General features: G+C 66.9%; 20 protein-coding genes. 4 read left to right on the forward strand and 16 right to left on the reverse strand.

What is annotated here, in order from left to right; genetic code table 11:
- Position 1 precedes the first annotated feature (1 nt).
- From E5206_RS01725 to E5206_RS01795, 15 genes are all read right to left on the reverse strand, one after another.
- Entirely contained in the window at positions 2-655 is a 654-nt protein-coding gene (locus E5206_RS01725; protein WP_136320975.1) for a hypothetical protein, read from the reverse strand.
- On the reverse strand, positions 655-2,553 hold the full coding sequence (gene pilM / locus E5206_RS01730; protein WP_136320976.1) for a type IV pilus assembly protein PilM: 1,899 nt from the start codon (positions 2,551-2,553) through the stop codon (positions 655-657). The genes E5206_RS01725 and pilM overlap by 1 nt, the downstream gene beginning before the upstream one ends.
- Before the next feature lie 57 nt (positions 2,554-2,610).
- Entirely contained in the window at positions 2,611-3,456 is an 846-nt protein-coding gene (locus tag E5206_RS01735) for an A24 family peptidase (RefSeq protein WP_136320977.1), read from the reverse strand.
- A complete protein-coding gene (locus E5206_RS01740; protein ID WP_136320978.1) occupies positions 3,453-5,306 on the reverse strand; it encodes a hypothetical protein in 1,854 nt (617 codons plus the stop codon). The genes E5206_RS01735 and E5206_RS01740 overlap by 4 nt, the downstream gene beginning before the upstream one ends.
- On the reverse strand, positions 5,303-6,043 hold the full coding sequence (locus tag E5206_RS01745) for a hypothetical protein (protein ID WP_136320979.1): 741 nt from the start codon (positions 6,041-6,043) through the stop codon (positions 5,303-5,305). The genes E5206_RS01740 and E5206_RS01745 overlap by 4 nt, the downstream gene beginning before the upstream one ends.
- Entirely contained in the window at positions 6,040-7,407 is a 1,368-nt protein-coding gene (locus E5206_RS01750; protein WP_136320980.1) for a prepilin-type N-terminal cleavage/methylation domain-containing protein, read from the reverse strand. Before E5206_RS01750 ends, E5206_RS01745 begins: the two co-directional genes overlap by 4 nt.
- 154 nt (positions 7,408-7,561) lie before the next feature.
- Positions 7,562-8,005, reverse strand: coding sequence for a prepilin-type N-terminal cleavage/methylation domain-containing protein (locus E5206_RS19715; RefSeq protein WP_136320981.1), 444 nt, complete (start codon positions 8,003-8,005; stop codon positions 7,562-7,564).
- 206 nt (positions 8,006-8,211) lie between these two features.
- Entirely contained in the window at positions 8,212-9,441 is a 1,230-nt protein-coding gene (locus E5206_RS01760) for a type II secretion system F family protein (protein ID WP_168709249.1), read from the reverse strand.
- Positions 9,442-10,920: a type IV pilus twitching motility protein PilT gene (locus E5206_RS01765; RefSeq protein WP_276605953.1), complete on the reverse strand. Its 1,479-nt coding sequence runs from the start codon at positions 10,918-10,920 to the stop codon at positions 9,442-9,444.
- A gap of 29 nt (positions 10,921-10,949) precedes the next feature.
- The gene (locus E5206_RS01770; protein WP_136320982.1) at positions 10,950-12,620 is read right to left on the reverse strand and encodes an ATPase, T2SS/T4P/T4SS family; all 1,671 of its coding nucleotides are present in this window, start codon (positions 12,618-12,620) and stop codon (positions 10,950-10,952) included.
- Positions 12,621-12,840: 220 nt separating this feature from the next.
- Positions 12,841-15,174, reverse strand: a complete 2,334-nt coding sequence (locus E5206_RS01775; protein ID WP_136320983.1) for a glycosyl hydrolase family 65 protein — start codon at positions 15,172-15,174, stop codon at positions 12,841-12,843.
- Positions 15,175-15,245: 71 nt separating this feature from the next.
- On the reverse strand, positions 15,246-15,983 hold the full coding sequence (locus tag E5206_RS01780) for an HAD-IA family hydrolase (RefSeq protein WP_136320984.1): 738 nt from the start codon (positions 15,981-15,983) through the stop codon (positions 15,246-15,248).
- 139 nt (positions 15,984-16,122) lie between these two features.
- Complete coding sequence (locus E5206_RS01785) at positions 16,123-17,157, reverse strand: LacI family DNA-binding transcriptional regulator (RefSeq protein WP_240689888.1); 1,035 nt, start codon at positions 17,155-17,157, stop codon at positions 16,123-16,125.
- Between the two features lie 118 nt (positions 17,158-17,275).
- Entirely contained in the window at positions 17,276-17,905 is a 630-nt protein-coding gene (locus E5206_RS01790; protein WP_136320986.1) for a phospholipase, read from the reverse strand.
- 66 nt (positions 17,906-17,971) lie between these two features.
- The gene (locus tag E5206_RS01795; protein ID WP_136320987.1) at positions 17,972-19,192 is read right to left on the reverse strand and encodes a beta-ketoacyl-[acyl-carrier-protein] synthase family protein; all 1,221 of its coding nucleotides are present in this window, start codon (positions 19,190-19,192) and stop codon (positions 17,972-17,974) included.
- 326 nt (positions 19,193-19,518) lie between these two features.
- On the opposite strand from E5206_RS01795, the gene E5206_RS01800 reads away from it, so the two are divergent.
- The 4 genes from E5206_RS01800 to E5206_RS01815 are packed head-to-tail and all read left to right on the forward strand — an operon-like array spanning position 19,519 to position 23,723.
- Positions 19,519-20,340: a DeoR/GlpR family DNA-binding transcription regulator gene (locus E5206_RS01800; RefSeq protein WP_136320988.1), complete on the forward strand. Its 822-nt coding sequence runs from the start codon at positions 19,519-19,521 to the stop codon at positions 20,338-20,340.
- Positions 20,337-21,323, forward strand: coding sequence for a hexose kinase (locus E5206_RS01805; protein ID WP_136320989.1), 987 nt, complete (start codon positions 20,337-20,339; stop codon positions 21,321-21,323). Before E5206_RS01800 ends, E5206_RS01805 begins: the two co-directional genes overlap by 4 nt.
- Before the next feature lie 2 nt (positions 21,324-21,325).
- Positions 21,326-23,386 (forward strand): fructose-specific PTS transporter subunit EIIC, encoded by a 2,061-nt coding sequence (locus tag E5206_RS01810; protein WP_136320990.1) that lies wholly within the window; start codon positions 21,326-21,328, stop codon positions 23,384-23,386.
- Positions 23,387-23,444: 58 nt separating this feature from the next.
- The gene (locus tag E5206_RS01815) at positions 23,445-23,723 is read left to right on the forward strand and encodes an HPr family phosphocarrier protein (protein WP_136320991.1); all 279 of its coding nucleotides are present in this window, start codon (positions 23,445-23,447) and stop codon (positions 23,721-23,723) included.
- A gap of 266 nt (positions 23,724-23,989) precedes the next feature.
- Here the strand turns inward: E5206_RS01815 and E5206_RS01820 are convergent, their stop codons facing one another.
- Positions 23,990-24,979 (reverse strand): Ku protein, encoded by a 990-nt coding sequence (locus E5206_RS01820; protein WP_136320992.1) that lies wholly within the window; start codon positions 24,977-24,979, stop codon positions 23,990-23,992.
- Between the last annotated feature and the right edge of the window lie 73 nt (positions 24,980-25,052).

Genomic DNA, 25,052 nt, shown 5'->3' on the forward strand with positions numbered 1-25,052 from the left:
GTCATCCAGCTGCCGGCGGGCCCGGCGGCGTATCGGACAGCACATAGGCGAAGCCACCGATCGAGGCGCTGACATCCGAGGAAGGCCCCGCTCCCGTGGCGGAACTCGAAAACGTGGTCACCAGCATGAGCCGGGTCCCGGTCTGCAAACCATAGACAAAATTCAAGACCTTGGCATACTGACCGGTCACGGTGAGCTGGATCGGCATTAAGGTGAAGTTCTTTGAATTCACTCCGGCGCTCGACGCCGGAGCCGGCGTTGTGGCTGGAGTTGTGGCCGTTGCCGCGGCCGGCGTCGCGGTTTTCGCGGGCAGATAGGCCTGGCCATCTGTCACGGTGAATGCGGAGAGGGTCACGCCGTGGGCAACCTCGAGCGAATGGATCTCGGCGATAAAGGATGACATGTCAGTGCCCGCCGGGATGGCCTGGCGCAGCGCGTCACGCTGCTGCTTCAGCACATCCAGCGTCGCGTAGTCCCGTTTCAAGGCAGCCAGGACATTGGCACTGGCGGCATTCTTCGCCCGCGCCGCCGCTGCATTTTCCTGCGCCGCGGCCGCGGCAGCGAGCTGGGGCTGCACGCCAACGAGAAACCCGAACAGCACAATAACGGCCATCGCCAGAACCGCGCCGATCAGGAAGATCCTGTTCTTATCCATCACTTTCCCCCCGCCGGGAAACGCTTCGAGAACGCGGCCTCGTTGATGTGCATCGTGATGTTGATCTGGTAGCCGCCGTCTGCGCTTTTGACGAGGGAACCCGGCAGCGCATCGGCAAAGCCCCTCAGGGCCTGCAGCCGGTCCAGCCAGGGCGGTACCACGGGCAGGGTGGGACTCTTTGCGGTAAAACTGAGCGTAGCCACCCGGTCGCCTTGCAAGGGTGCGGTGGATTGGACGTACGCCGTCTGCGGCGACGACGAGTCGATCTGCACGGTATCTATGGTCATGCCCCCGGGCAACGTCTTCTGCACGTCATCCAGATAGGCCTTCCAATCAATTTCCGGGCTCATCCCGATCGCACGGGCGGCCTGGAGAAGCGCCACCTCATCTTGGACCTGCCGCACTCCCCCATATTGCCGTTGCTCCGCCAGGAGCAACCCCGTCTGAGCCTGTTCGGAGGCCAGCTCGCCCTGCGCCACGAGCGCCGCCACGGCGGCGCCTCCCGAGCTGAGCAAGGTGAGCAGGAGCACGGCCACGACGGCCAGTCCCAAACGGTCGCGCATCTTCCTGGCGGCGACGAGCTTGCGGGTCTCCGTCGGCAGCAGATCGATCTGGCGCTTTCCGCCGACGGCGATGCCGCCGCCGTGCCCGGCCGGCTTCCCGCGGAACGACGGCATGCGAAGCGGCTGTTTGGCGGCGTCGGCGAAGCTCCACGGCTTCCGGGCCGGGCCCGGATCAGCGGTGGCGGCGTCGGCCAAACTCCACGGCTTCCGGACCGGGCCCGGATCAGCGGTGGCTGTGGATTTGGCGGCGCCTGTGGATTTGCCGGTGTCTGTGCCTGCTTCATCCGTGCCACCGTCCCCGACCGCGAGGCCGAGGGCCACGGTCATGGACAAGCGGTCCGGTCCTTGCCCGTCTGACTGGAGGCGGCGCGAAAGGTCCACACGCTGGAACGGATCCCCCGTGACCACTTCCAGCCGGGTCACCTCGGTGAGGCTGTCCGCGAAACCGGGCAACTCGGCCCCACCGCCGCTCAGCACCAGATGCCGCACGGTCTCATCCGGGCGGCTGTTCAGGTAGTACTCGATCGTGTTGCGGAGGCTGATCAGGAGCTCGCTGGTTGTCTCGTAAATGATTCCGAGGGCCTCGTGATGCTCTTCCGGGACCCCCTTGCGCGAGCCAAGCCCGAGCTTCCGCTTAAGGAGTTCCGCGTCGGCGGTGCCCATCCCCAGGCGCGTCGCCAGGGCGTTGGTGAGGTCGCGGCCACCGGCCGGGATGAGGCGCACGAACTGCGGGACGCCGTCCTTTGCGATGAGCACACTGGTGGTACTCGCGCCCACATCGATGACTGCCACCACGCCGTCGCCGTCCGCACGCGGAAGCAGCACGCGGCTGACGGCGAACGGGAGGAGGTCGACGTCGACCGTCCGAAGTCCGGCGCGGCGCACGGCCTCGATATTGCCCAGCACCGCCTCCTTCCCCGCGGCCACAAGCAGCCCGGCGACGGCGGTCCCGTCGGCGTCCGTGTCTTCCGTTGTCGGGTAGAAATCCAGCTGGGCATCGGCAACGGCCATCGGCAGCATGTCCTGGACCTGGAACGGCAACGATTCCCGGATCGCGGCCAGGGTGGCTCCGGGGACGGTGAGGTCACGCACCAGCACGTGCTGGTTTCCGACGCCAAGCACCACGCTCTTGGACCGGAAACCGCCCTTGGACCACAGCTGTTTGAGGGCTGCCGCCACGACGTCCGGTTCTGCCACCAGGCCGCGGCTGACCGCACCGTCAGGCAGCGGGACTTCGAGGTACCGGAGCACGGTGGGCCTGGCTTTGTCGGGATTTCGGACTTCGACGGCGCGCAGCGCGGTGCTGCCGATGTCCACTCCTATGCGTTGTACCAAGTGCCCTGCTCCTTCCCTGTCAGTGGGGATTTCCGCGTATGCGGTGATGATGTGCTGCTAGAGTCCGACCAACGCAAGGTACCCCTTCCACAACGAGTCGCCGCCAATGATGCCGGTCCAGGCTCCGGCAAGCATCCAGGGGCCGAACGGGATGCCGCTCTTGCGGTTCACCTTGCGGGCTGCAAGCAGCGCCAGCGAGAACAGGCCGCCCAGCAGGAACGCGGCGAAGGCCCCAACCAGCAGCGGGCCCCAGCCCACCCAGCCCAGGAACAGTCCCAGCAATCCGGCCAGTTTGACGTCGCCGAATCCCATGCCGCCGGGGTAGGCGAGCGCCATGAGCAGATAGGCGGTCCAGAGCACGGCCATGCCGACGCCGGCGCGCAGGAGCGCGGAATAGTCCCCGGAAACGACGGCGGCCACGGTGAAGAGGGCGACGCCTACGAGGTAGCTGGGCAGGACAATGGCGTCGGGCAGGCGGTGGGTGTCGATGTCGATCAGTCCAAGCGCCACGCTGACCGCGGCCAGGTACAGGAACCCGACGAGGACGAGGATGCCTGGGGCCCCCTCGGCGGGGCGGGCGGAGGCGCCGCCGGTCCAGGCCCACAATGCGACCCCGGCGAAGACGATCCCGGTCCCCGCTTCCACGAGCGGGTAGCGCTTTGAGATCGGCTTGGCGCAGCTGCGGCATTTCCCGCGCAGGATGAGCCAGGACAGGACCGGGATGTTGTCGTAGGCCTTGATGACGTGGCCACAGCCGGGGCAGGCGCTCGGCGGGGACACGATGGAGAGGCCGTTCGGCACGCGGTAGACGACGACGTTCAGGAAGGACCCGATGAGCAGGCCGAAGAGGCCTGCGTACGCGCTGATGAAGGTGGGCCAGAGGCCCGGGCTGGAGGGACTCATCCGGCGCTCCCATCGGGGTTGAACGCTTTGCCGACCTCAACCTGGACGCTGACGCCGTAGGTGGTGGAAACCGGCACCATGAACTTGGGCGGCGCAATGTTCCGGAAGCGCTGGTCGTAGAGATAGCTCTTCGTATAACCGGTGGACCCGCTGGTGCCGACGGGACCACGGAAGTTCTGGGCGATCGCGCCACCGACCGTGAGAGCTCCGCGCAGGTTGCCCTTGTCGTAATTCTGTACCTGGAAAGTGTGGTTGACCGAGAGGATGGCGGCATTGACGGTCCGCCCGTTGTCCTTCACGCTGTCGTTCAGAAGCGGGGTGTTGCTCATGCTCGAACAGTTTGTCGTGCACTTCATCGGGTTCCAGACCCAGACCGCGTTCTCCGCCACCAGCCCCAGGATGTCCGCCTTCGGGTCAACATAGGTGATGTTCCGGGTCACGTAGAGGTAATTGGCGGCGCTGATGGTGACGGCGCTGTGCAACTGGCCCTCGACGAAGGCGTCGCCATTGCGGCAGCCGTAGGCCTGGGTTCCGGACGTCGCGGTGGGAGCGTACTCGTTCGTCGTGGGGTAACCGATTCCGTTGCCAGTACCGCTGCTGCCTGTGAGCCCCGTGCAGCTCAGTCCGGGCGGAGTGCTCGCCGACGGCCAGTAGTTAGGGTCGCCGGTACTCGAGGGCACATTCTGCACATAGATCAGGTTCTTGGCCGGCACGGTGATGACCTGACCCGTTGCCCCCGCCAAGGTGTTCGCATTCTGGGCCAGGGTCTTGGCCGGGTCCCCCGGCGTTCCGCAGGAGGACGATCCGGTGGGAGGGGTGCCGACGGCCGTTGCCGGGTTCCCGACGACGCGGGTGGCCTTCGTCCAGGGAGAGCGCACCGTCATGGTCCCGTCCGCGTTGAAGACGATGCTGGTCGGCCCCGTGTACAGGCAACCGGGCCGGGGCACCAGGGCGGGGATGTCGGTGCGTGTCTCGTCCTTCATTTTGGCGTTCGACGGCGGCATGCCGACGACGGCGGCATAGGCCGGGCTGCCCGGGACACTGAAGGTGGGCGTCGAACATCCGGATGATGGTTTGTCATACCTCGGCGGGTTCGCGGTGTTGGCAGTCGTTACGGGGCCGTTGAAGGTGGCGCCGCAGATGTAAAGCGTGTCATTGGAGTGCAGCGGGCCGTTGATCACGTCACTGGGGCCGAACTGGATCTGAACGCATGAGGAGGAGCGGCCCTGCCACTTGTACTGGGCGCAATTGGGCTGTCCGTTCGTGCCGTTCATGCCCGTCAGATCGGGGTCCTGGACCTCATAGTTGGTGAAGTAGAGAAAATCGATGAACCCGGCCTGCTTGAGGTTGACCACGATGCTCCGTGTCTGGTTTCCCACGCGTCCGGTCGATTGGAGCCGGAGGACCCCGGTGGCCCAGTAGTTGGAATTGTCCACCTCGTAGCGGTAGGTGGCGGTGCCGCTGCTGCCGGGGACTGTGGCCCAGGAGCCGGCCTGGCCGATGCCGAACGCCGGGTTGATCGCGGAGCCCGTCGGGAGCGCCAACGTACCGGCCGCCTTGCTCGCGGCGCTGAATGGTGAGTCCGGATTGCCATACTGCATGTACGTGTTGTCATTGGCGAGCTTGCTCTTATAGTCATCGACCCCGGCGTAGGCGGCTGCCATGGCTGCGTTCCAGTCCTGGTCCGTCCTGGCCCTGACCAGGCCGCCGAGCGAGACGCTGAGGGCCGCGGTGACGAGCACGGTGAGGACCGCGGCGATCCCGATCACCACGATCAGGGCCACGCCCTCTTCACGCCGCGGGACGGGTATTCCCGCGGTCTGCGGCCTGGCCACTCTGTTTCCGCTCATGAAATCGTCGCCGAGGCGTTGAGGTTCGGGATGCCGACGAGGTTTTCGAGCGTGACGGGCAAATTGCTGTCAGTCAAACTTTTTTGCACCGTCAGGCTGACCCGCACGGTGACGATCGCGGCGAGGCTCGCCGCAGGGACATCCGTCCCGGCCGTGGCGAGAGGCACCGTCCCCGGCACATCACTGTAATAGGTGAAGAGGTAGGCCGCGGTCCCCGTGTGCGGGGAAACCGTCGTGGTCAGGATGCGGGTGGTCTGCGGGGCGACGTAGCCGGAGGCGCCAACATAGGGTGAGGTAAAGGTCGAATAACCGGCCACGACCGTGGCGGTCCACCGCTCTTCGACCAGCTGGCGCTGCGCGTTGAGCGAGAGCCGGATCATCACCGGATGCGGATCGTTCCGGTCTCCGCCTACCAAGGAATACAGGATGACAGATTCCGGCCTTGCCTCGATGAAGGCTGGATTGTCCAGGAGTTGTGCCTGCACAGGGTTGGAGGTGCCGCCCCGGATAACGCGCGTGGCCTCGTTCATGCCGGTGGAGGCGTTGGCGGTATTGGCGTTGACGGCGGAGGCCATCCCCATCGATTTCGTGGCGTTGATAAAGAGGTTGGCGGTGACCGTGAGGACGATCATCAGCACGATGCTGGCCACCAGCAGCTCGGTAAGGCTCATACCGCGCTCCGGACTTGCTGCGACGCGGCGGAACCGGGCCCCGCATGCTGTGGTCAGCGCGGTCATGGCGCCACCGTACGCGGGTCGAGCGTCACCACGCCGCCGGATGAGACGGCGCTGGGGGCCGCCACGGTGATGGAGCCGGCAGCGAGGACTGTGGTTTTCGCACCCTTTGAGGAACCGGTGTACAGGGTCCACGATCCGTAGGGCAAAGCGATTCTTCCGGCCGTTGCGAGGGCGTCGAAAGTGTACGTCATCGGCACCGAACAGCCCGGATCCCCGGCGCCCGTTCCCGTAGCCGATACCGCCGTGATGAACTTGCCGGCGGCTCCGGAGAGGGTGAGCAAGCCCATCGGCAAGGCGGCGGCCGTCGTCGTCGTCGATGGTGTCCGGACGGCCGCCGTGAGGGTGGGAGCCGCCGGCCAGGCCTCAGGGTCGACGGAGAGGCATCCGGGGGAACTCTGGCTGGGGGCAACGTATTTGCCGGCCATCACGGCGTAGCCGCTTGGGAAGGGAAAGAGTTGCAGGGTGCGGCTGGCGGCGGCGGTGGCGGCCGTGGAGACGTAGACGCCGGCCGTGCTGAGGAAAGTGGTGTCCAGGTTGCTCGGGAATTGCACGGTTCCGGCGGTGGCGTTGGACGCATAGTTGACGGAGAACGAGCCGGCGAGGTCAAAGTTGAACCCGGCGGACGCGGAGGTCCCGGCGGTGACGGCGATGTTGGTGGCCTTCGTGCTGGTGGGAACCTGGCCGTTGTCGATGTAGCCGGCGCGGGAGACGGTGACATCGTAGGTGCCCGGCACCACCTTCAGCAGGTAGCTGCAGCCCTGGGCATTCGTGGCCGTACCGGTGACCGCGACGGCGGTGTTGCCGGTAACGCCCGGCGTGGGCGCGGCGGAGACGGAGATTCCGGCGCTGCCGGCGCCACCGGCGGTCAGCGTAGATACGATGATCGTGCCAAGGGCGGGATCGTTGATGACGTTCTTGGGCGCCAGCAGCGTGTCGCTGCGGACGGGCGATGCCCCGGCACGCATGCCGTCCCAGGTGACGGAAACGTTGATGCGCTTGTATTGGAGCGCCCCCGTTCCGGAGCCGCATCCGTTGCCTTCGCTGGCGCCGCTGACCCACTGGGTGGTGCGTTTTACGAGGAAGCTGCCGAGGGAGTTGGTCACGGGGTTGGTGGAATCGCCCAGCGTGAAGACGTCCTTCGCCGAGCGGTCCAGGTCGATCTCCTGCGCCGCGAGGTTCGTGGCCATCTCCCGGGCACGGCCCTCCTTCGTCATGGCGAGGACGGAAAGCAGCGAGTAGGCGACCCCGATGGAGAGAATGGCGAACACCATCATGGCGATGAGGACCTCAACGAGGGAAAAACCATCCTCCGGCGCGGTGTCTGATCCAAAGCCCGGGCGCAGGCGTGCGCGGAAAGTCCTCACGGTGCACCTCTTTCAGCGGGGTCGGGCAGCACTCTTGTGGTTTGTTTCGGGATTGCTCCAGGGAGCAGTAATGCGAAACGAAGACTGGCGGGATGCAGCCCCACGGACATCCCACCAGCGATCGCCCTACTGAAAAATGCTCAGGCGGCGGCCTTTAGCCCATGACCCCGGCTGCGCATTTCTTGTCCTTCTGCACGGACGATGAAGCATCAATAGCGAACCAGGTTCCGCTCGCGCTCTGCGCGAAGATGCAGAAACCCTTCTTGTCGACGGTCGGTGCGTAAGCCAGCGCTGTCGTGTAGTTGCTGGCGCCCGGCACACTGTAACCGGTGGCCACCAAAGCGGGCTGGTCCGTAGGAAGCGTGCCGTTGCCAGTGGTCTGCGCAGAGATGACAGCCGTCTTGGCGCTGGTCAGGTCGGCCTGCACTGCGCTGTCCTTGGCACCGTTCTGGACATTCAAATAAACCGGAATGGCAATGGCGGCAAGAATGCCGATGATGATGACGACGACGAGGAGTTCGATCAGGGTAAATCCCTTTTCTTTCTCGGCGAGGGCGCTGCGCCTGGCGGCGAGCGCGTGGAAAGCACGTGAGACCATGAAATTCCCCTAAATACTCAGCTGGAGGGCGCACAATTGCGAGCCGAACTGAAGTGTATCCGAGCAATCTACTTTCTGGTGTTATTTTGGGAAAATTGCACGAACACGTGATGTCCGGTCGCTAAATGACGGCATGGCAGGCTGTTCCTGCAGTTACTGTTCAGGCTCTGTTCCCCAACTCCCCTTGCTCCGCGAGGCAGCCACAATCACTTTATCAAGGTGAAGATATTGAAAATGGGCAGGTACAGGGCCACAATCATGCCGCCCACCACGATTCCGAGGAATGCGACCATTAGCGGCTCAATCAGCGCCGTGAGCTGCTCCGTGGTCGCCTGGACTTCGGCGTCGTAGAAATCGGCAATCTTGGCGAGCATCTGCTCCAGGGCTCCGGCGTCTTCTCCTACCGCGATCATTTGCGTCACCATGGCCGGAAAAGCAGGGGATTTAGCCAGCGGGCCCGCAATGGACTCGCCCTGCCGCACGGATTCCGCGACCTCGTTCAGCGCCGACTCCATTACCCAGTTCCCGCTCGACTCCCCCACGATCCGCAATGCTTGCAGGATCGGCACGCCGGAACCGATCATCGCGGAGAAGTTCCGGCTGAACCGGGCCACGGCGAGCTTGGTCAACAGTGGCCCAAACACCGGGAGCTTGAGCTTGAGCGGATCCACCACCCGGCGCACCTCGACGGCGTTCTTGTTTTTTCCCCACCACACCGCGAAGACGGAACCAGTGAGGACGGCGGCCGGCACGAGCCACACCATCTGTTCCGAGAGCACCACGAGCATCTGGGTAGGCAACGGCAGCGTGCCGCCAAGGTTGGAAAACATCTTCTGGAATACCGGCACAATGAAGATCAGCATCGCGGCCACCGAGAACACCGTCATGACCAGGACGATCATGGGGTAGCTCAAGGCCGACTTGATGGTGCCGCGGAGCTTGACGTCCGCCTCGAAGCTGCCTGCAATGGACTCCAGCGCACCGTCAAGGAAGCCGCCGATCTCCCCGGCACGCACCATGTTGACCATGATGGGGGGAAAGTCGACAGGGTGCTTCTGCATGGAGTCCGAGAGCGAGAGCCCCGTCTCGACGTCGTCGCGCACTTCCGTGAGGATCCTGGCGAGCGGCTTGCTCTCGGTCTGCTCCGCCACGATGTTGAGCGCGCGCAAGAGCGAGAGCCCGGCGCCCACCATGGTGGCCAGCTGCCTGCTCATGATGGCCAGGTCCTTGAGCTTGACGCCCTTTACGAATCCGGGAATCGAGATCTCGCGGTTCAGCCCGGTTCCCGCCGTCGCCTCCGCGATGCTGACGGGAGAAAGGCCCATAGTCTTCAGTCGTGCGGCGACGGCGGCCTCACTGGAGGCATCCAAGCGTCCCTTGACGAGCTTGCCGGCACTGTCCCGGCCGGTGTAGGCCCAGGCCTGCGCGGCGCCCACCTAGCTGGCCTCGGAAGAGAACGAATCCCCGAAATCGATGCCGGCGGCACGCTCGGCCATGGCGCCGGAGGAGTCGCCCCGCTCGATGAGCCGGTCGAAGGTTTCCGGATCGTGCACCTTCTCGTTCGCCGCGGCGCGGGTAATCCGGCCGGAGCCGACCAGCTCGGCCAGATGCTGGTCCATCGTATGCATGCCCAGGCTGCGCCCGGCCTGCATCATGGAGTGCACCTGGTAGGTCTTGCCCTCCCGGATCAGGTTGGCGATGGCGGGGGTGGCCACCAGCACCTCTGTGGCCACCACGCGGCCGCGGCCGTTGGCACGCTTCACCAGCGTCTGGCAGACCACGCCCTGCAGCACTCCGGCGAGCTGGGAGCGTACCTGCCCCTGCTGGTGTGGGGGGAAGACGTCGATCACACGGTCGATGGTCTGGGCTGCGTCCTGCGTGTGGAGGGTGGCGAAGACCAGGTGGCCGGTCTCGGCCGCGGTCAAGGCTACCGACATCGTCTCGAGGTCGCGCAGTTCTCCGATCAGGATAACGTCCGGGTCCTGCCGCAGCACATGTTTGAGCGCTGCCGCGAAGCTGTGGGTGTCGTTGCCCACCTCGCGCTGGTTGACGATCGACTTCCGATGCTTGTGCAGGAACTCGATCGGGTCCTCCACCGTCACGATGTGGTCCGCACGAGTCCGGTTGACGAGATCGATCATCGCCGCCAAGGTCGTCGATTTGCCGGAGCCGGTGGGTCCGGTCACCAGCACCAGGCCGCGCGGCAGCTTGGCGAACTCTCCGATCCTCTCGGGGATCCCGAGTTCCTCGAACTGCTTGATCTCCCAGGGGATCAGGCGGAACGCTGCGCCGAGCGAACCGCGCTGCTGATAGTAGTTCACCCGGAAGCGGGCGGTGTCGGGGAGGGTGTAGGCGAAGTCGAGCTCCAGCTCCGCATCGAAGATGGTCCGCTGCTCCTCGGTCAGGAGGCTGCCAAGGGAGGAGAGCACCTTGTCTCGCTGCCACGGCTCCGGGCCGCCGGCCGGCCGCAGCGCGCCGTCCACACGGATCATCGGCGGGGCATTGACGGTCAGGTGCAGGTCTGATGCCCCCTGCTTCAGCACCGCGTGCAGGGCGGCCAACAGCTCGGGATCTATGGCGGCACCCGCCGCCTCACCAACCAGGACCCGGCCCGCGGCCGCCGGCCCGGCTGTCCGGTCGGGCGGCGCGCTGGCGGCGTCACTGGTGTCGTCGACGGCGGCCGGACGGCCGACGTCGACCGGATCGGCGGACTCCGGATCCGTGACATCCCAGAGCCGCCCCGCACCAGGCCCCGGCTCACCGTCAAGATCCGCCGCATGGTCCGGCATACCCGCGGGCTCCGGTTCGAGTCGGGCCACGCGGCGGCCCCCGGTCACGAGGCGCTGGGGCGCCCAGCCCGCCGCGGAATCGCCGGGTTGCACCACGGGGATCTCATAAACGGGGCGCTCCACCATTCACTGTCCTTCCAGCATTCGACGAGCCACTAAGCCACTACCCTCAAGATCTCTTCGATGGACGTCAGGCCCATCCTGACCTTCTCCCAGCCATCTTCGCGCAAGGTCAGCATCCCCTGCTCACGCGCCACGCGGGCGATCTCGGCGCTTGAGGACCGGGCGACGGCCAGCCGCTCGATTTCCTCCGTCACCGTCATGACCTCGTGCACGGCCATCCGCCCACGGTAGCCCGTCTGTGAGCAGCCGGTGCAGCCGCCGGGCCGGTACAGCACCGGCGGCGGCCTGTCCGGGTCGAAACTGAAGCGCAGCGCGGCGAGCTTCTCCGGCTCGTATTCCACCGGCCGTTTGCACCGGTCGCAGAGCCTGCGCGCGAGCCGCTGCGCGACCACGCAGTCCATGGCGGATCCCACCAGGAACGGTTCGATCCCCATCTCGGTCAGTCGTGTGATGGCGCTCGGCGCGTCGTTGGTGTGGAGGGTGGAGAGCACAAGGTGGCCGGTCAGCGACGCCTCCACGGCGATCTGGGCCGTCTCGTGATCGCGGATTTCGCCAATCAGGACGACGTCGGGGTCGCTGCGCAGGATGGACCGCAGGGCGCTGGCAAACGTCAGCCCTGCCTTCGGATTGACCTGGACCTGGTTGATCCCGTCCATCCGGTACTCCACCGGGTCTTCCACCGTAATCACGTTGATCTCCGGCCGCGCCACCGTCTTCAGCGTGGTGTAGAGGGTGGTGGACTTCCCGGACCCCGTGGGCCCGGTCACCAGGATCATGCCGTAGGGCTTGGTGTAGGAGGTCTTGTAGGCTTCGAAGTTGTGTTCCAGCAGGTTCAGGTCACGCAGCGAGACGGTCAGCGAGCTGTTGTCAAGGATTCGCATGACGATTTTCTCGCCCCAGACCGTGGGCAGCGTCGCGACGCGCAGGTCCACGGTGCGGCTGCCGTGCCGGACCGACATCCGGCCGTCCTGCGGTTTGCGGCGCTCCGCGATGTCGATGTCGCTCATGATCTTCAGCCGGGAAATCACGCCGTTCTGGATGCTCTTGGGTGCGCTTTGCATCTCGTGCAGCACGCCGTCGATCCGGTACCGGACGCGCACCTCGCTGGCCGTCGGTTCGATGTGGATATCGGAGGCGAGGTCCTGGATCGCCTGGCTCACCAGCAGGTTGACGAACCGGACGATCGGCACATCGTCCTCGAAGGAGTCGATCGGAGCCCGGCCGTCGTCCTCCGTCGCGACACTTTCTTCTTCAAGGGTGTGGGTGAGGTCGTTCAGCTCGTCGTCGGCGCGCAGGAACCGGTCGAGGGCGGACAGCAGGTCGGCGCGGTCGGCAACAACAACATCCACCGGCAGCCTGGTGGCGGTGCGCACATCATCGATCGCCACGACATTTCCCGGATCCCACATCGCCAGCGTCACCCGCCCGTCGGCAATGGAAAGCGGCAGCACCTCATGCCTGCGGCACAACGACGGCGCCAGCCGGGAAACCGCGGCCCGGTCGATCGGGACGACGAGCAACTCGACAAACGGCAGATTGGCCTGCACGGCACGCGCCCTGGCAACCTGTGCACTCGTCACGTCGCCGTCGCTGAGCAGGCTGCGGATAGCCGCCGCATCGTTGGACCGGTCCCTGCCGAGCCGGGCCACGTGCTCGGGGGTCACCACGCCCTCCAGCAGCAAAATGTCCGTCAAGGATGCCACACGCGCCTCCTTCAGGGACGCACCAGCCGCGTCCGTCGGCCAAACAGGAATGCCTGCCCTTCGTCGGCAAGCCTGCCAAGACTAACCCGCCCGGATGCGGGACGGCGAGTGCAACGCGGGGTCACGTACGGCCCATGTCAGTGGGGATCATGGGCCGTAGGTGACCCCGCGTTGCTTTGGCGGGGGCTGCGGGGGTGGCGGGGGTCTAGGTGGCGGGGGTCTAGGAGGCGCGGGCGCGGACCACCGGGATCGACGCCGTCGGAAGTCCGCTGGGGAAAATCGTGGGCTCGGGGGCGGCCACGGGCGCCAGCGGAACCCGGACCGGCCCGCTGCCGATCGTGAAGAGTTCCCCGCGCACGTCGACCTGCAGCGGGGCACCCTCCCGGAGGCACAGCCGGATCGAGGCCTGGTCCAGTTCGACGTGCAGCAGCCGGCCCTGGATCTTCAAGTGGAACTCGAGCCCGTCCCAGTCCGTGGGCAGCCGCGGATCGAAGTACGGCACTGCGCCCTGGTCCCGCAGGCCGGCGAAGCCGCTGACCAGCGAGCTCCACACGCCACCGGTGGAGGCGATGTGGACCCCGTCGATCGTATTGCCGTGGGTGTCGTCGAGGTCGATGAACAGGGCGTGTGTGAAGTGCTCCAGCGCGGCCTTGCCGTAGCCGACCTCGGCCGCCATGATGCCCTGCACACAGGCGGACAGGGTGGAGTCGCCGGTGGTGATCGGGTCATAGAAGTCGAAGGCCCGGCGCTTGTCCTCGGCAGAGAAATCCTGCCATTGCAGGAACATGGCCAGCACGGTGTCCGCCTGCTTGAGCACCTGGTGCCGGTAGATCACCAGCGGGTGGAAGTGCAGCAGGAGCGGGTACTTGGACCGCGGCGTGGTCCAGTCCCACGGTTCCAGGGTCATGAAGTCGTTGTCCTGCGAGTACACCTGGAGGTCCTCGTCGTAAGGCAGCTGCATCCGGTTGGCGGCCTGCTCCCAGAGCTCGCGTTCGGCGTCGTCGATCTCCGCATGCTCCAGCGCCGCGGCGGCGCGCAGGTTGAAGCGCGCCATGACGTTGGTGTACAGGTTGTCGTTGACGACGGCGGTGTACTCGTCCGGGCCGGTGACGCCGTGGATGTGGAAGAGCCCGTCCTTGCCGAAGAAGCCCAGCGAGACCCACATCCGCGCGGTTTCGATCAGCAACTGGGAGCCCATGGTCGCCTGGAACTCCCGGTCCCCGCTGGCCCAGATGTAGCGGTTGGTGGCGAAGGCGATCGCGGCGGCGATGTGGAACTGGGCCGTTCCGGCGGCGTAGTAGGCGCTGGCCTCCAGCCCGTTGATGGTGCGCCACGGGAACAGGGCGCCGTCGACGCTGAGCTCCTTGGCGCGGATCTTGGCCTCGGGCAGCATTTCATGGCGGAATTCGAGCACCTGGCGGGCGTTGGCGGGGTTGGTGTAGCTCAGGTACGGCAGCAGGTACACCTCCTGGTCCCAGAAGTAGTGGCCGTCGTAGCCGGAGCCGGACACCCCCTTGGCCGGGATGCCGGCGACATCGGCGCAGGCCGTTGCCTGCGCCAGCTGGAAGAGGTTCCAGCGGACGGCCTGCTGCAGCTCGGTCTGGCCCGCCAGGACGATGTCACTCGTGGTCCAATAGTCGCGGTAGTGCGCCGTGCTCTCGGCGAAGACCTCGCCGACCGGCCGCAGGCCGGCCTCGGCGGCGTCGGCCAGGTCCTCGACGTTTTGCCCGACGGCGTAGCTGACGCTCTTCTCCAGCACGAACGGCACGGCGGGGCCGACGGCCAGCACGTAGCGGACGCTGCTGTCGTCCTGGTCCACCAGGGTCTCGAAGGGCTGGACCCCGGCGGAAGTCCAGTGGTCCACGGCCATACCGAGCCGCTGCCTGGATTCCGCGGCCTCCCAGGACAGGCGCAGCGAACCGTCGCCGCCGTCGAGCCGGACGGGCAGCAGCACACGGCCGGCGTGGCGTCCGGCGCGGCGCGGGTCGTGCTCGGAGTGGTCATCGACCGGCTGGTCCTGGCGGTTGATCACCGAGGACGTGACGTCGGCGGAGATGTCCCGGTCCGCTGCCACCTCCAGCGAGATGCCCAGCGCGCCGCGGGACTGGTAGCCGACGGCGCGCCGCTCCGTGGTGGTGACGGCGGCGCCGGAGCGGCATTGCCAGGTGATCCGGCATTCGTAGATGCCGGTGGCGAAATCAACGCTGCGCCGGTAGTCCAGGACGGTGGATTCGCCGAGGCTGAGGGTTTCGCCGTCGATGATCACGGTGAAGTTGTTGGCATCGGGGATGTAGAGGATCCGTTGGCCGGTCCGGGCGAAGCCGTAGGCGTTTTCGGCGTGCTTGATGTCCCAGGTCTCGTGGAATCCGTTGATGAAGCTGCCCGGAAGGTCGGCGTCGGCAGCAGCCCAATGGGCGCCGCGGATCCCCAGATGTCCGTTGCCGAGGCTGAAGAGGGTTTCCAGCGTGCCGGCGTTTCCGGGCAGGTGGACGGTCTCGACGAGCTTCCAGGGGTCGTTGGGGAACCGTGCGCGGTCCGAGGTGATGAGAGCCATAATGGGGGTCCTTGGCGGGTATTGGCTGCGGGTGGCGAAAAGTGCGGGGTGTGCGGCGGGGCGTGCGGAGGCTAGAGCAGCTCAGCGAGGTCGTTGACCACCAGGGTGGCGCCGGCGTCGAGCAGGGTCTGCCGGCCGGCTCCCCGGTCCACGCCGATCACGGAATGGAAGTTCCCGGCGCTTCCGGCCTGGACGCCGGAGACGGCATCCTCGACGACGACGCAGTCCCCGCTGGGCAGTCCCAGCAGCCGCGCGGCGTATTCGTAGGTGGCCGGGCTGGGCTTGCCGGGCAGCCCCTCGGCCACGGCGACGACGCCGTCCACCACCACCGGGAAATAATCGGACAGGCCCGCTGCCTTGAGCACGGCCGGGGCGTTGCGGGAGGATGAGACGACGGCGAGCTTGAGTCCCCGGGCCAGCGCGGCTTCGATGAACCGTACGGAGCCTTCGTACGGTTTCACGCCGCCGGCCGCGACGATGTCGTTGAAGACCTTGTTCTTGCGGTTGCCGAGGCCGTGGACGGTGTTGTTCTCCGGATCATCATCCAGCGGGCCCTCGGGCAGGACGATGTTCCGGGAGGCCAGGAAATCGCGGACGCCATCGAACCGGGGCTTGCCGTCGATATGGTCGAAGTAGTCGCTTCCGGTGTAACCGGCCGCCTCCGGCACAGAGCGCAGGAAGCCGTCGAAGAGTTCCTGCCAGGCGCGTTCGTGCACGATCGCGGTGGGGGTCAGGACGCCGTCGAGGTCAAAGAGGATGGCGGAGGCGCCGGTCCAGCCCGGGGCGGCGGTGGCGGGGAGCTCAGTCATGAATCGGTGTCCTTCCAGACGGCAGGCAAGTCGGTGGGTTTTTCGGCGGCGGTGCGGGACGGGGGCGGCGGTCATCGACGACGCCGGGCGCCGGACGCTGGGGGTGCTGCGGTGGTCCAGGGGCGTTGCGCCGTCCGGTTCAGCGGCGGCGGCGGGTGCTTCTGCGCTCCACCAGCCTGGTGTCCAGCACATGGCTGGTCGGGGGATTCGGAAGCCCCGGGTGGTGGAGTCTTTCAATCAGCAGGTTGGCTGCGAAGGCGCCCTGATCGGCTACTGGCTGGGCCATTGTGGTCAGTCCCAGGAACCAGCTCATCTGATGATCGTCTATTCCTATGATGGACACGTTCTTCGGCGCTGACAAACCGAACTCCCTCAGGGCCATGAGCGCACCGAAGGCTGTTTCGTCGCAGCCGGCCAGGATCGCGGACGGCATCCTGCGGTTTTCGATCAGCTCGGTCATGGCCAGGCGGCCGCCGTCGATGCTGAAGCCGGCATCGATCACGAGGTCCGGATCGACGGTCAGGTCATGGTCCGCCAGGGCACGCCCAAAGCCCCGCAGCCGCTCGCTGCCGGTCACCACCGAGGGCCCGCCGGCCTCGCTCCCGGACAGCATGGCCAGGTCCCAGTGGCCGAGCCCGAGCAGGTGCTTGGTGGCCGTGCGCGCCGCCTCCTCGTTGTCGATGCCGACGTTGTCCCAGGGCACGCCGTGCATGCCGACGCTCGCCACGGCCAGCCCCGAGCCGGCAAGGGCTGCGATCTCGGCTTCGCTCAGGGCGATGTTGAGCAGGAGCACGCCGTCCACGCGCTGGGACAGCCCGGCCAGGTCGCCGAACAGCTTCCGGTGCACGCTGGGCCGGTTCCGAAGGCTGATCAGGACGGTGTCATAACCGCCGGCGGCAAACACTTCCTCGGCAGCCTCCACGGCCTGGGCAAAGAACCAGGCGGTCGCGGTGGGGACGATGATGGCCACGGAACCGGTGCTTCCGCCGGCCAGCCGGGAGGCCGCGGACGATGCCTTGTAGCCCAGTTTGGCTGCCGCATCGCTGACCTTGGCCTGGGCTTTTTCGGAGACATTGGGCAGCTGGCGCAGCGCCCGGGAGACGGTACAGATGGACAACCCGGACAGCGCGGCGACGTCCTGGATGGTTGCGCGCGGGGTCTTGGCCTGCAGCACGGGCTCAGCCCTTTCTTCCCCCTGAAGTGATGGGCCAGTGAACATGGCCGAAGTAGAGTGTAAACGCTTACAAAATTGGCATGCAAGTGGAGAAACGCCGTTTGGTGCCGGCGGGGCGTCAGCGGGGCTTTAGCCGCAGCGCGTAGTGGCGCAGGAAGACGCTGACATCGACCAGTTCCGCCTTGGCGATGGAGTGCCCCATCCCGGGGTAGGTCCGCGCCGTGAGCGCGGTATTCCGGTGCAGCCATTCCCCGGTGTGCTCGACGGCGTCGTCGTTGATCACAACGTCCGCCCGGTCCCGGCCCCAGAAGAACGGCGGCCGGACCTCGAAGGATTCGCTCATTGCCAGCAGTTCGTTGTCCAGGACAAATCCGGACAGTCCGACGACGGCCCGGAACTGCGCGGGCCGGAGGCGCAGCAGCGTGCTCGCCATGGCCATTCCCTGCGAATAGCCGAGCAGGCTGACGCTGCTGTGCTGCGCTTTGACGGAGTCGATCCAGGCGAAGACGGCGTTCGTGCTGGAGATGACGTCAGCGAAATCGTGGGTGAGGAAGTAGTCCAGCAGGAACCAGCCGTAGTGGTCCCCGATCACCTTCGGGGCGCGCAGGGCCGCACAACTGAACTCGGGCGGAAGGGAGCCGAACAGCTGCGCCATCCGTGATTCGTCCGTTCCGTAGCCGTGCATCATCACCAGCAACGGCGTGCCGGCACGTTTGTGTTCGGGTTTGGACCAGGCGACTGTCTCCATGGGCCCAGCCTAACTTTCCCGCGGCCCCGGCCGGCTGCGCATCAACCCGTCGCCCCGGGGCGGGGGTCAGTCCGCGGTCATCACCAACGCGGTGCTGTGGCCGCCGAAGCCGAAGGCGTTGGCTATGCCAGCCGTCGCCGTCAGGCCCGAGACTGATTCCGGGATGATGTTGAGGCCGATTCCCTCGTCCGGGTTCGCAAGGGTGCGCGTGCCCGGGAACGCCCGGGTCCGCAGCGCCTGGATCATGACGACGGCACCGAGCGCGCCGGCGCCTCCGAGGAGGTGCCCGGTGAGGGACTTCGTTGACGTGACGGGAACCTGGTTTCCGAGGACGGCGGTGATGGCTTCCGCTTCCAGGCGGTCCCCCACCGGGGTGGAGGTCGCATGGGCGTGGACCAGGCCGATATCCCGGGGGCTCAGCCCTGCGTCCGCGATGGCCTTTTCCATCACCCGGCGCTGCATCGCCGGATCGGCAGCGACGATGTCGACGGCGTCGGACGTCACCGCGGTCCCGGCGACGACGCCCAGTATTTCCGCGCCGCGGGCGCGGGCATGGTCTTCGCGTTCCAGCACCAGGATGCCGGCGCCTTCGGCCAGCACGAACCCGTCCCGGTCCCGGTCGAAGGGCCGCGATGCGGACTGCGGATCCTCGTTTCGCGTGGACAAGGCACGGATTTGCGCAAAACCGCTGATGATCAGTCCGTTGATGCAGGAATCCACGCCGCCGGCAATCACAACGTCCGCGGCCCCGGCCCGGATCATGCCTGCCGCCTGCGAGATGGCTTCCGCCCCGGAGGCGCAGGCGCTCACCGGGGTCCTTGCCCCGCCCTTGGCGCCGACGTCGATGGACACCCAGGCGGCGGGGGCGTTCGTCATGATGCGGGTGAGCGTGTGCGGGGATACCCGGCGGGGGCCGCTGCCGTCAAGGGTCCGGGTCTGCTCCAGCGTGGTGTCCAGGCCGCCGTAGCCGGAGCCGATCACCACCGCCAACCGTTCCGGGTCGGCTTCCGGGCGGCCGGCCTGCGCCCATGCTTCCCTCGCCGCGATGAGTGCCAACTGCCCGCACCGGTCCATCCTCTTGTATTCGGGAACGGAGAGCAGCGAAGCCAGGTCCGTGGTCACGCGGCCGGCCATGCGGACGGGCAGACCCTGCGCCCAGTCCTCGTCGAGCGCCCGGATTCCGGAGCGCCCGGCCAGCAGGGAGGCCCAGGTCTCGGCCGTCGTGCCGCCCACCGGGGTCACCGCGCCCAGTCCGGTGACGACGACCCTGGGGAAAAATTCAGACATTGCTAACCGTGATTCTGTGAGGCCCGCCGGGAGAGCGGGGCTGGCGCACTGCAAGGCCTGGCGCCAGGCACCCTTCAAGGGTACGTGCCGACTGTTGCGCATGCCCCACTCGTGAGGCCACGGGTGGACATACTCCTCATGTGCCCACCCCGCGGCGCGAAAAATGGACATGTCCCGAGGGAGCTGCCGCATGGCATCTGCGTTCCTGTTGTTTTCCATTGACAAAGCAACAAGAACACAGATAAAGTCAATCAATTCCACTTCATGTGATGGGGGTCACTGAAGCGGATAACGGATTTCAGCAGTACTGACGCAATGGAGGGTAAGTGTTCGCCGAGGAACGCCAACAGCTGATCGTGGGGCTTATCTCCGTCAGCGGCCGGGCCAGCGTCACGGACCTGGCCGAGCGCTTCAGCATCACCACGGAAACCGTCCGCCGGGACCTCGCCGCCCTCGAGGCGACCGGCAGCGTCCGGCGCGTCCACGGCGGCGCCGTCTCCCCGGACCGTTTCAGCACCGCCGAAGAAAGCGTCCTCGAGCGCACCGTCCAGCGGCAGCCGGAGAAGATCCGCATTGCCGAGGCCGCGCTGGCGCTCATCCCCCAGGGTCTCGCCGGAAGCATCCTAATCGACGCCGGCTCCACCACCGAGGCCCTCGCCGAACTCCTGTCCGCCCGCACGGCGGCAACGGCCGCCGCGGCCTCGCCCGCCGCTGCCTCGGGCGCCGATGTCGAACTCGTCGTCATCACCCATTCGCTGCCCATCGCCGTAAAACTCTCCGGGGAACCCGGCATCGCCCTGCACCTGCTGGGCGGGAAGGTCCGCGGGATCACCCAGGCCGCCGTCGGCCAGTCCACTGTGGAAGCCGCCCGCAGGATCCGCCCGGACATTGCCTTCATCGGCACTAATGGCATCCACGCAGCCTTCGGGCTGAGCACTCCCGATCCTGAAGAAGCCGCCGTGAAGGCTGCCTTCGTCCAATCAGCGCGCCGCATCGTGGTGCTGGCTGATTCCTCCAAGCTGGACGCGGAAACGCTGGTCCAGTTCGCCTCGTTGAAAGATCTGGACACCGTGATCACAGACAGGAAACCCAGCCAGGCCCTTGCAGCAGCGCTTGCGGACGCCGGAGTGGAGGTGGTGGTCGCGTGATTGTCACCCTGACCGCCAACCCCAGCCTGGACCGCACCGTGGCCCTGCCGGGGCCCCTGCTCCGCGGCGAAGTCCAGCGGGCCGTCTCCGTCCGGCAGGAATCCGGAGGCAAGGGAGTGAACGTTTCCCGCGCCCTCGTGGCCTCCGGGCTGCAGACGGTCGCCGTGCTGCCCGGCGCCGAGGCCGATCCCGTGCTTGCCGGGCTACGCGACAGCGAGGTGCCGTTCGCGGCGCTGCCCATCGGCGAGCCGCTGCGCAGCAACGTGGCGCTCACCGAGCCCGGCGGCGTCACCACCAAAATCAACGAACCCGGCCCAAGGCTCAGTGCGGACCAGCAGGAAGCCCTGATCGGGCTGCTGCTGGACCACTCCCACGGGGCCAGCTGGGTCGTCCTGGCCGGCTCGCTCCCACCCGGAGTCCCAGCCGACTTCTACGCCACCGTCACCCGGCGGTTGCGCTCCATGAATGACGGCAACGATGCACCGCGCATCGCCGTCGATTCCTCCGGCGAACCGCTCGCCGCCGCAATCTCCGGCGACGCCTCGGGAAAACCGGACCTGCTGAAACCCAACGCCGAGGAACTGGCGGAACTGGCTGCCGCAGCCGGATTCGCCACGGACAAGTCCGCCGAAGAACTCGAAGCGGATCCGGAGGCCGCCGCAGCGGCCGCCGCCGCCGTCGTGCGTTCCGGAGTGGGCGCAGTGCTGGCCACCCTCGGTTCCAAGGGGGCGGTCCTCGTAACGCCCGACGGCGCGTGGCTGGCCACGCATCCGCCGGTCAAGGCGGTCAGTACTGTCGGCGCCGGCGATTCCTCGCTTGCCGGCTACCTGCTCGCCGCCAGCCAGGGCGCCGCCCCGGCCGACTGCCTCCGACAGGCGGTGGCCCATGGTGCCGCCGCCGCGTCCCTGCCGGGCTCCACCGTCCCGGCAGTCCACCAAACCACCCCTGACGCCGTAACCATCACGGCCCTCCGGAAGGATTGACAATGACCCAGCTCATCACCACCGATCTGGTCGAGCTCGACCAGAACCTGGGCGGTTCGCCCGAGGACGTGATCCGGCACCTGGCAGGCAGGGTTGCGGCCAACGGACGCGCCACCGAAGTCGAAGGCCTCTTTGCCGACGCCTTCGCCCGGGAGCAGAAGACCGCCACCGGCGTCCCCGGCGGCATCGCAATCCCGCATTGCCGCTCGACGGCGGTCACCGAGCCCACCCTGGCGATGGCACGGCTCTCCCAGCCGGTCGATTTCGGCGCCAAGGACGGCCCGGCGGACCTGATCTTCTTCATCGCGGCGCCCGAAGGCGCGGACCAGGAGCACCTCAAACTCCTCTCAAGGCTGGCCCGCTCGCTGATCAAAAAGGACTTCACGGCAGCCCTGCGCGCCGCGTCCTCCCCTACGGAAATCGTTGAACTGGTCGACGGCGCACTGGCTGACAAGCCCGCGGCCCACGCCGCACCCGAGGCTCCCGCCGAAGCCGCGGCGCCCGCCGCCGGTGCCGTTGCGGCCGGTGCAGCTGCCGGCGCTCGGGGCCCCAAGCGCCTCGTGGCGGTCACCGCGTGCCCCACCGGCATCGCCCACACCTACATGGCCGCCGACTCGCTCGTGGCCGCGGCCCGGGAGGTCGGGGTGGACCTGCAGGTGGAGACCCAGGGTTCCTCCGGCGCCAAGCCGCTGGATCCTGCGGTCATCGCCGCCGCGGACGCCGTGATCTTCGCCGTGGATGTAGACGTCCGCGGCAAGGAGCGCTTCGCCGGCAAGCCCGTCATCAACGCCCCGGTCAAGCGCGGCATCGACGAGCCGGACAAGATGATCCAGGAAGCCCTGGCCGCCGCCGACAACCCGAACGCCCGCCGCGTGCCGCACTTCGGGGCGGAGGAGCAGGCCGAACACGAGGCCGAGGAGAAGGGCGAGCACATCGGCCAGAAGCTGAAGAAGGCCCTGCTCACGGGTGTCAGCTACATGATCCCGTTCGTCGCAGGCGGCGGTCTGCTGATCGCCCTCGGCTTCCTGATGGGCGGCTACCTGATCACGAAGTACGCGGATGCGATCGTCGTGGACAACAGCCTCTTCAACCTGCCGACCCAGTTCCCGGACAACGCCTGGGGCCCGCTCGGCGCCTACATCGGCGCGGTCCTGTTCAAGATCGGCGCACTGTCGCTGGGCTTCCTGGTGCCGGCCCTGGCCGGCTACATCGCCTACGGGATCGCTGACCGGCCGGGCATCGCGCCGGGCTTCGTCGCCGGCGCCGTTGCCGGGTTCATGGGTGCCGGCTTCCTCGGCGGCATCGTCGGCGGCCTGCTCGCCGGCTACATCGCCCTGGTGATCGGACGGATCCAGGTTGCCCGCTGGCTGCGCGGCCTGATGCCGGTGGTCATCATCCCGCTGCTGGCCTCGCTCGTCGCGTCCGGCCTGATGTTCCTGATCCTGGGCGGTCCGATCGCCGCCATCAGCAAGGGCCTCAGCGGCTGGCTGTCCGGCCTCACCGGCGCCAGCGCCATCGCCCTCGGCGTGATCCTCGGCCTGATGATGTGCTTCGACCTCGGCGGTCCGGTCAACAAGGTGGCCTATTCCTTCGCCGTAGCCGGCCTCGGCGCCGCAAGCATGGACAACCAGGCTCCCTGGCAGATCATGGCCGCGGTGATGGCGTCCGGCATGGTTCCGCCCCTGGCCATGGCACTCGCCACGGTCCTGGACAAGCAGCGCTTCAGCCTGGCCGAGCGTGAAAACGGCAAGGCGGCCTGGTTGCTGGGCGCCTCGTTCATCTCCGAAGGCGCCATCCCCTTCGCTGCCGCCGACCCGCTCCGGGTCATTCCGGCCAGCATGCTCGGCGGGGCCATCACCGGAGCCATCTCGATGGCGGCCGGAGTCGGGTCCAAGGCTCCGCACGGCGGAATCTTCGTCTTCTTCGCCATCGACAACTTCGTGATGTTCGTTGTCGCCATCCTGGTCGGAACCGTCGTCACCGCGCTGAGCGTACTGGCGCTCAAGCGCTGGGCAGTCAAGAAGTCCGTTGATACGGTGGAAGCGGTTCCCGTAACCGTCTGAGCCGGTCCAGCAATACTTCCCCAACTGACATTCCCAAAGCTGAAATCAAGGAGCAGAAATGACCGAACGTAACGCCACCATTGCCAGCCGGGTCGGGCTGCACGCCCGCCCGGCGGCCATCTTCGCCGAGGCAGCAGGCGAGTTCGATCTTGAAATCACCATCGCGCGGCTGGGCGAGCCGGAAGACGAGGCCATGGACGCCGCCAGCATCCTGTCGCTGATGAGCCTGGGCGCCTCACACGGCGAGGTTGTGGTGTTGCGGGCCGAGGGCGAAGGCTCCGACGCGGCGCTGGAACGCCTCGTGCAGATCCTTGAGACGGATCACGACGCCGAATAGCAGCGCAGCGGCTCCCGGAGGCCCGGCTGCACCCTGAACGGGGTGTGGCCGGGCCTCCGGCGTTCCAGACGGTCCTTGAGGGGATCCCATAAGGGAACTTAGTAAAAGCTTGTCTAGGCCCGGCTGCGCCGCTAGTTTTTAATCCTCAGCTCTCCTTTTCCGGAATCCGAGGTAGCCATGCCCGCGAGGAAGTACGCGCTCACCTCCGCACTCAGGAACTCCTGATCCCGATGGCCGCGGCCGGCAAGGGCGCGCCTTCCGAAGCCTCAGGCCCCCTTGCGGGTGCTCTTGGCGGCGGCTTGGGGGGCTGCCTTGGCGGCCCTCGACGCAGCCTTAGGGGCAGCCGCGGCCGTGGTCTTCGAAGCGGTTTTGCCCGTGGTCCTGGCAGCCGCCGCCTTCGGGGCGGCCGTCGCGGCCGTGGTGGCGGCAGGCTTGCCGGCGGATTTGTCCCGGGCGGACGCTGCCCCGGCTCCGCGCTTCTTCTCCAGGCTCCGTTTGAGTGCTTCCATCAGGTCGATCACTTCGCCGTCGCCGGCGTCGGCGGCCGGTACTCCGAAGGTTTCCTCGGTGTCCAGCGACTCCCCCTTCTCCAGCTTCGCCTCGATCAGCTGGCGCAGCTGGATCTGGTAGTCGTCCGTGAACTGGTCCGGCTCGAAGTCCGTGGCCATCGAATCCACCAGGGCAGCGGACATTTCCCGTTCCTGGGCGGAGATACGGACCGGGGTTTCGAGGGCCGGGAAGCTGGCTTCGCGCACCTCGTCCGCCCAGAGCAGGGACTGCAGCATCAGCACCTCGTCGCGGATCCGCAGGGCGCCCAGCCGGGTCTTCTCGCGCAGGGCGAACTGGACAATGGCCACCCGGTCCGTGTCCTCGAGGGCGCCGCGAAGCAGCACGTAGGCCTTGGGCGACTTCGAATCCGGTTCAAGGTAGTAGCTCTTCTCGAACATGATGGGATCGAGCTGGTCCGCCGGAACGAACTGCACCACTTCAATCTCGTGGCTGTTCTCCGCGGGGATGGACTTCAGCTCCTCCCGACTGAGGACCACGGTGCGGCCGTCGTCCTCGTAGGCCTTGTCGATGTCCTCGTAGTCCACGATCTTGCTGCAGACCTCGCAGCGGCGCTGGTAGCGGATCCGTCCGCCGTCGGCGTTGTGGACCTGATGAAGGCTGATGTCGTGGTCCTCGGTGGCGCTGTAGGCCTTGACCGGGACGTTGACCAGCCCGAACGCTATCGCACCTTTCCAGATGGCTCTCATGGAACAAGTGAACAACAGACTTGTGCGGAGGTGAAGACCGTTGGCCAACGGCAAGACTCCGCCCGGTAAGGCT

It is taken from the genome of Arthrobacter sp. PAMC25564, assembly GCF_004798705.1.
Lineage (GTDB): Bacteria > Actinomycetota > Actinomycetes > Actinomycetales > Micrococcaceae > Arthrobacter.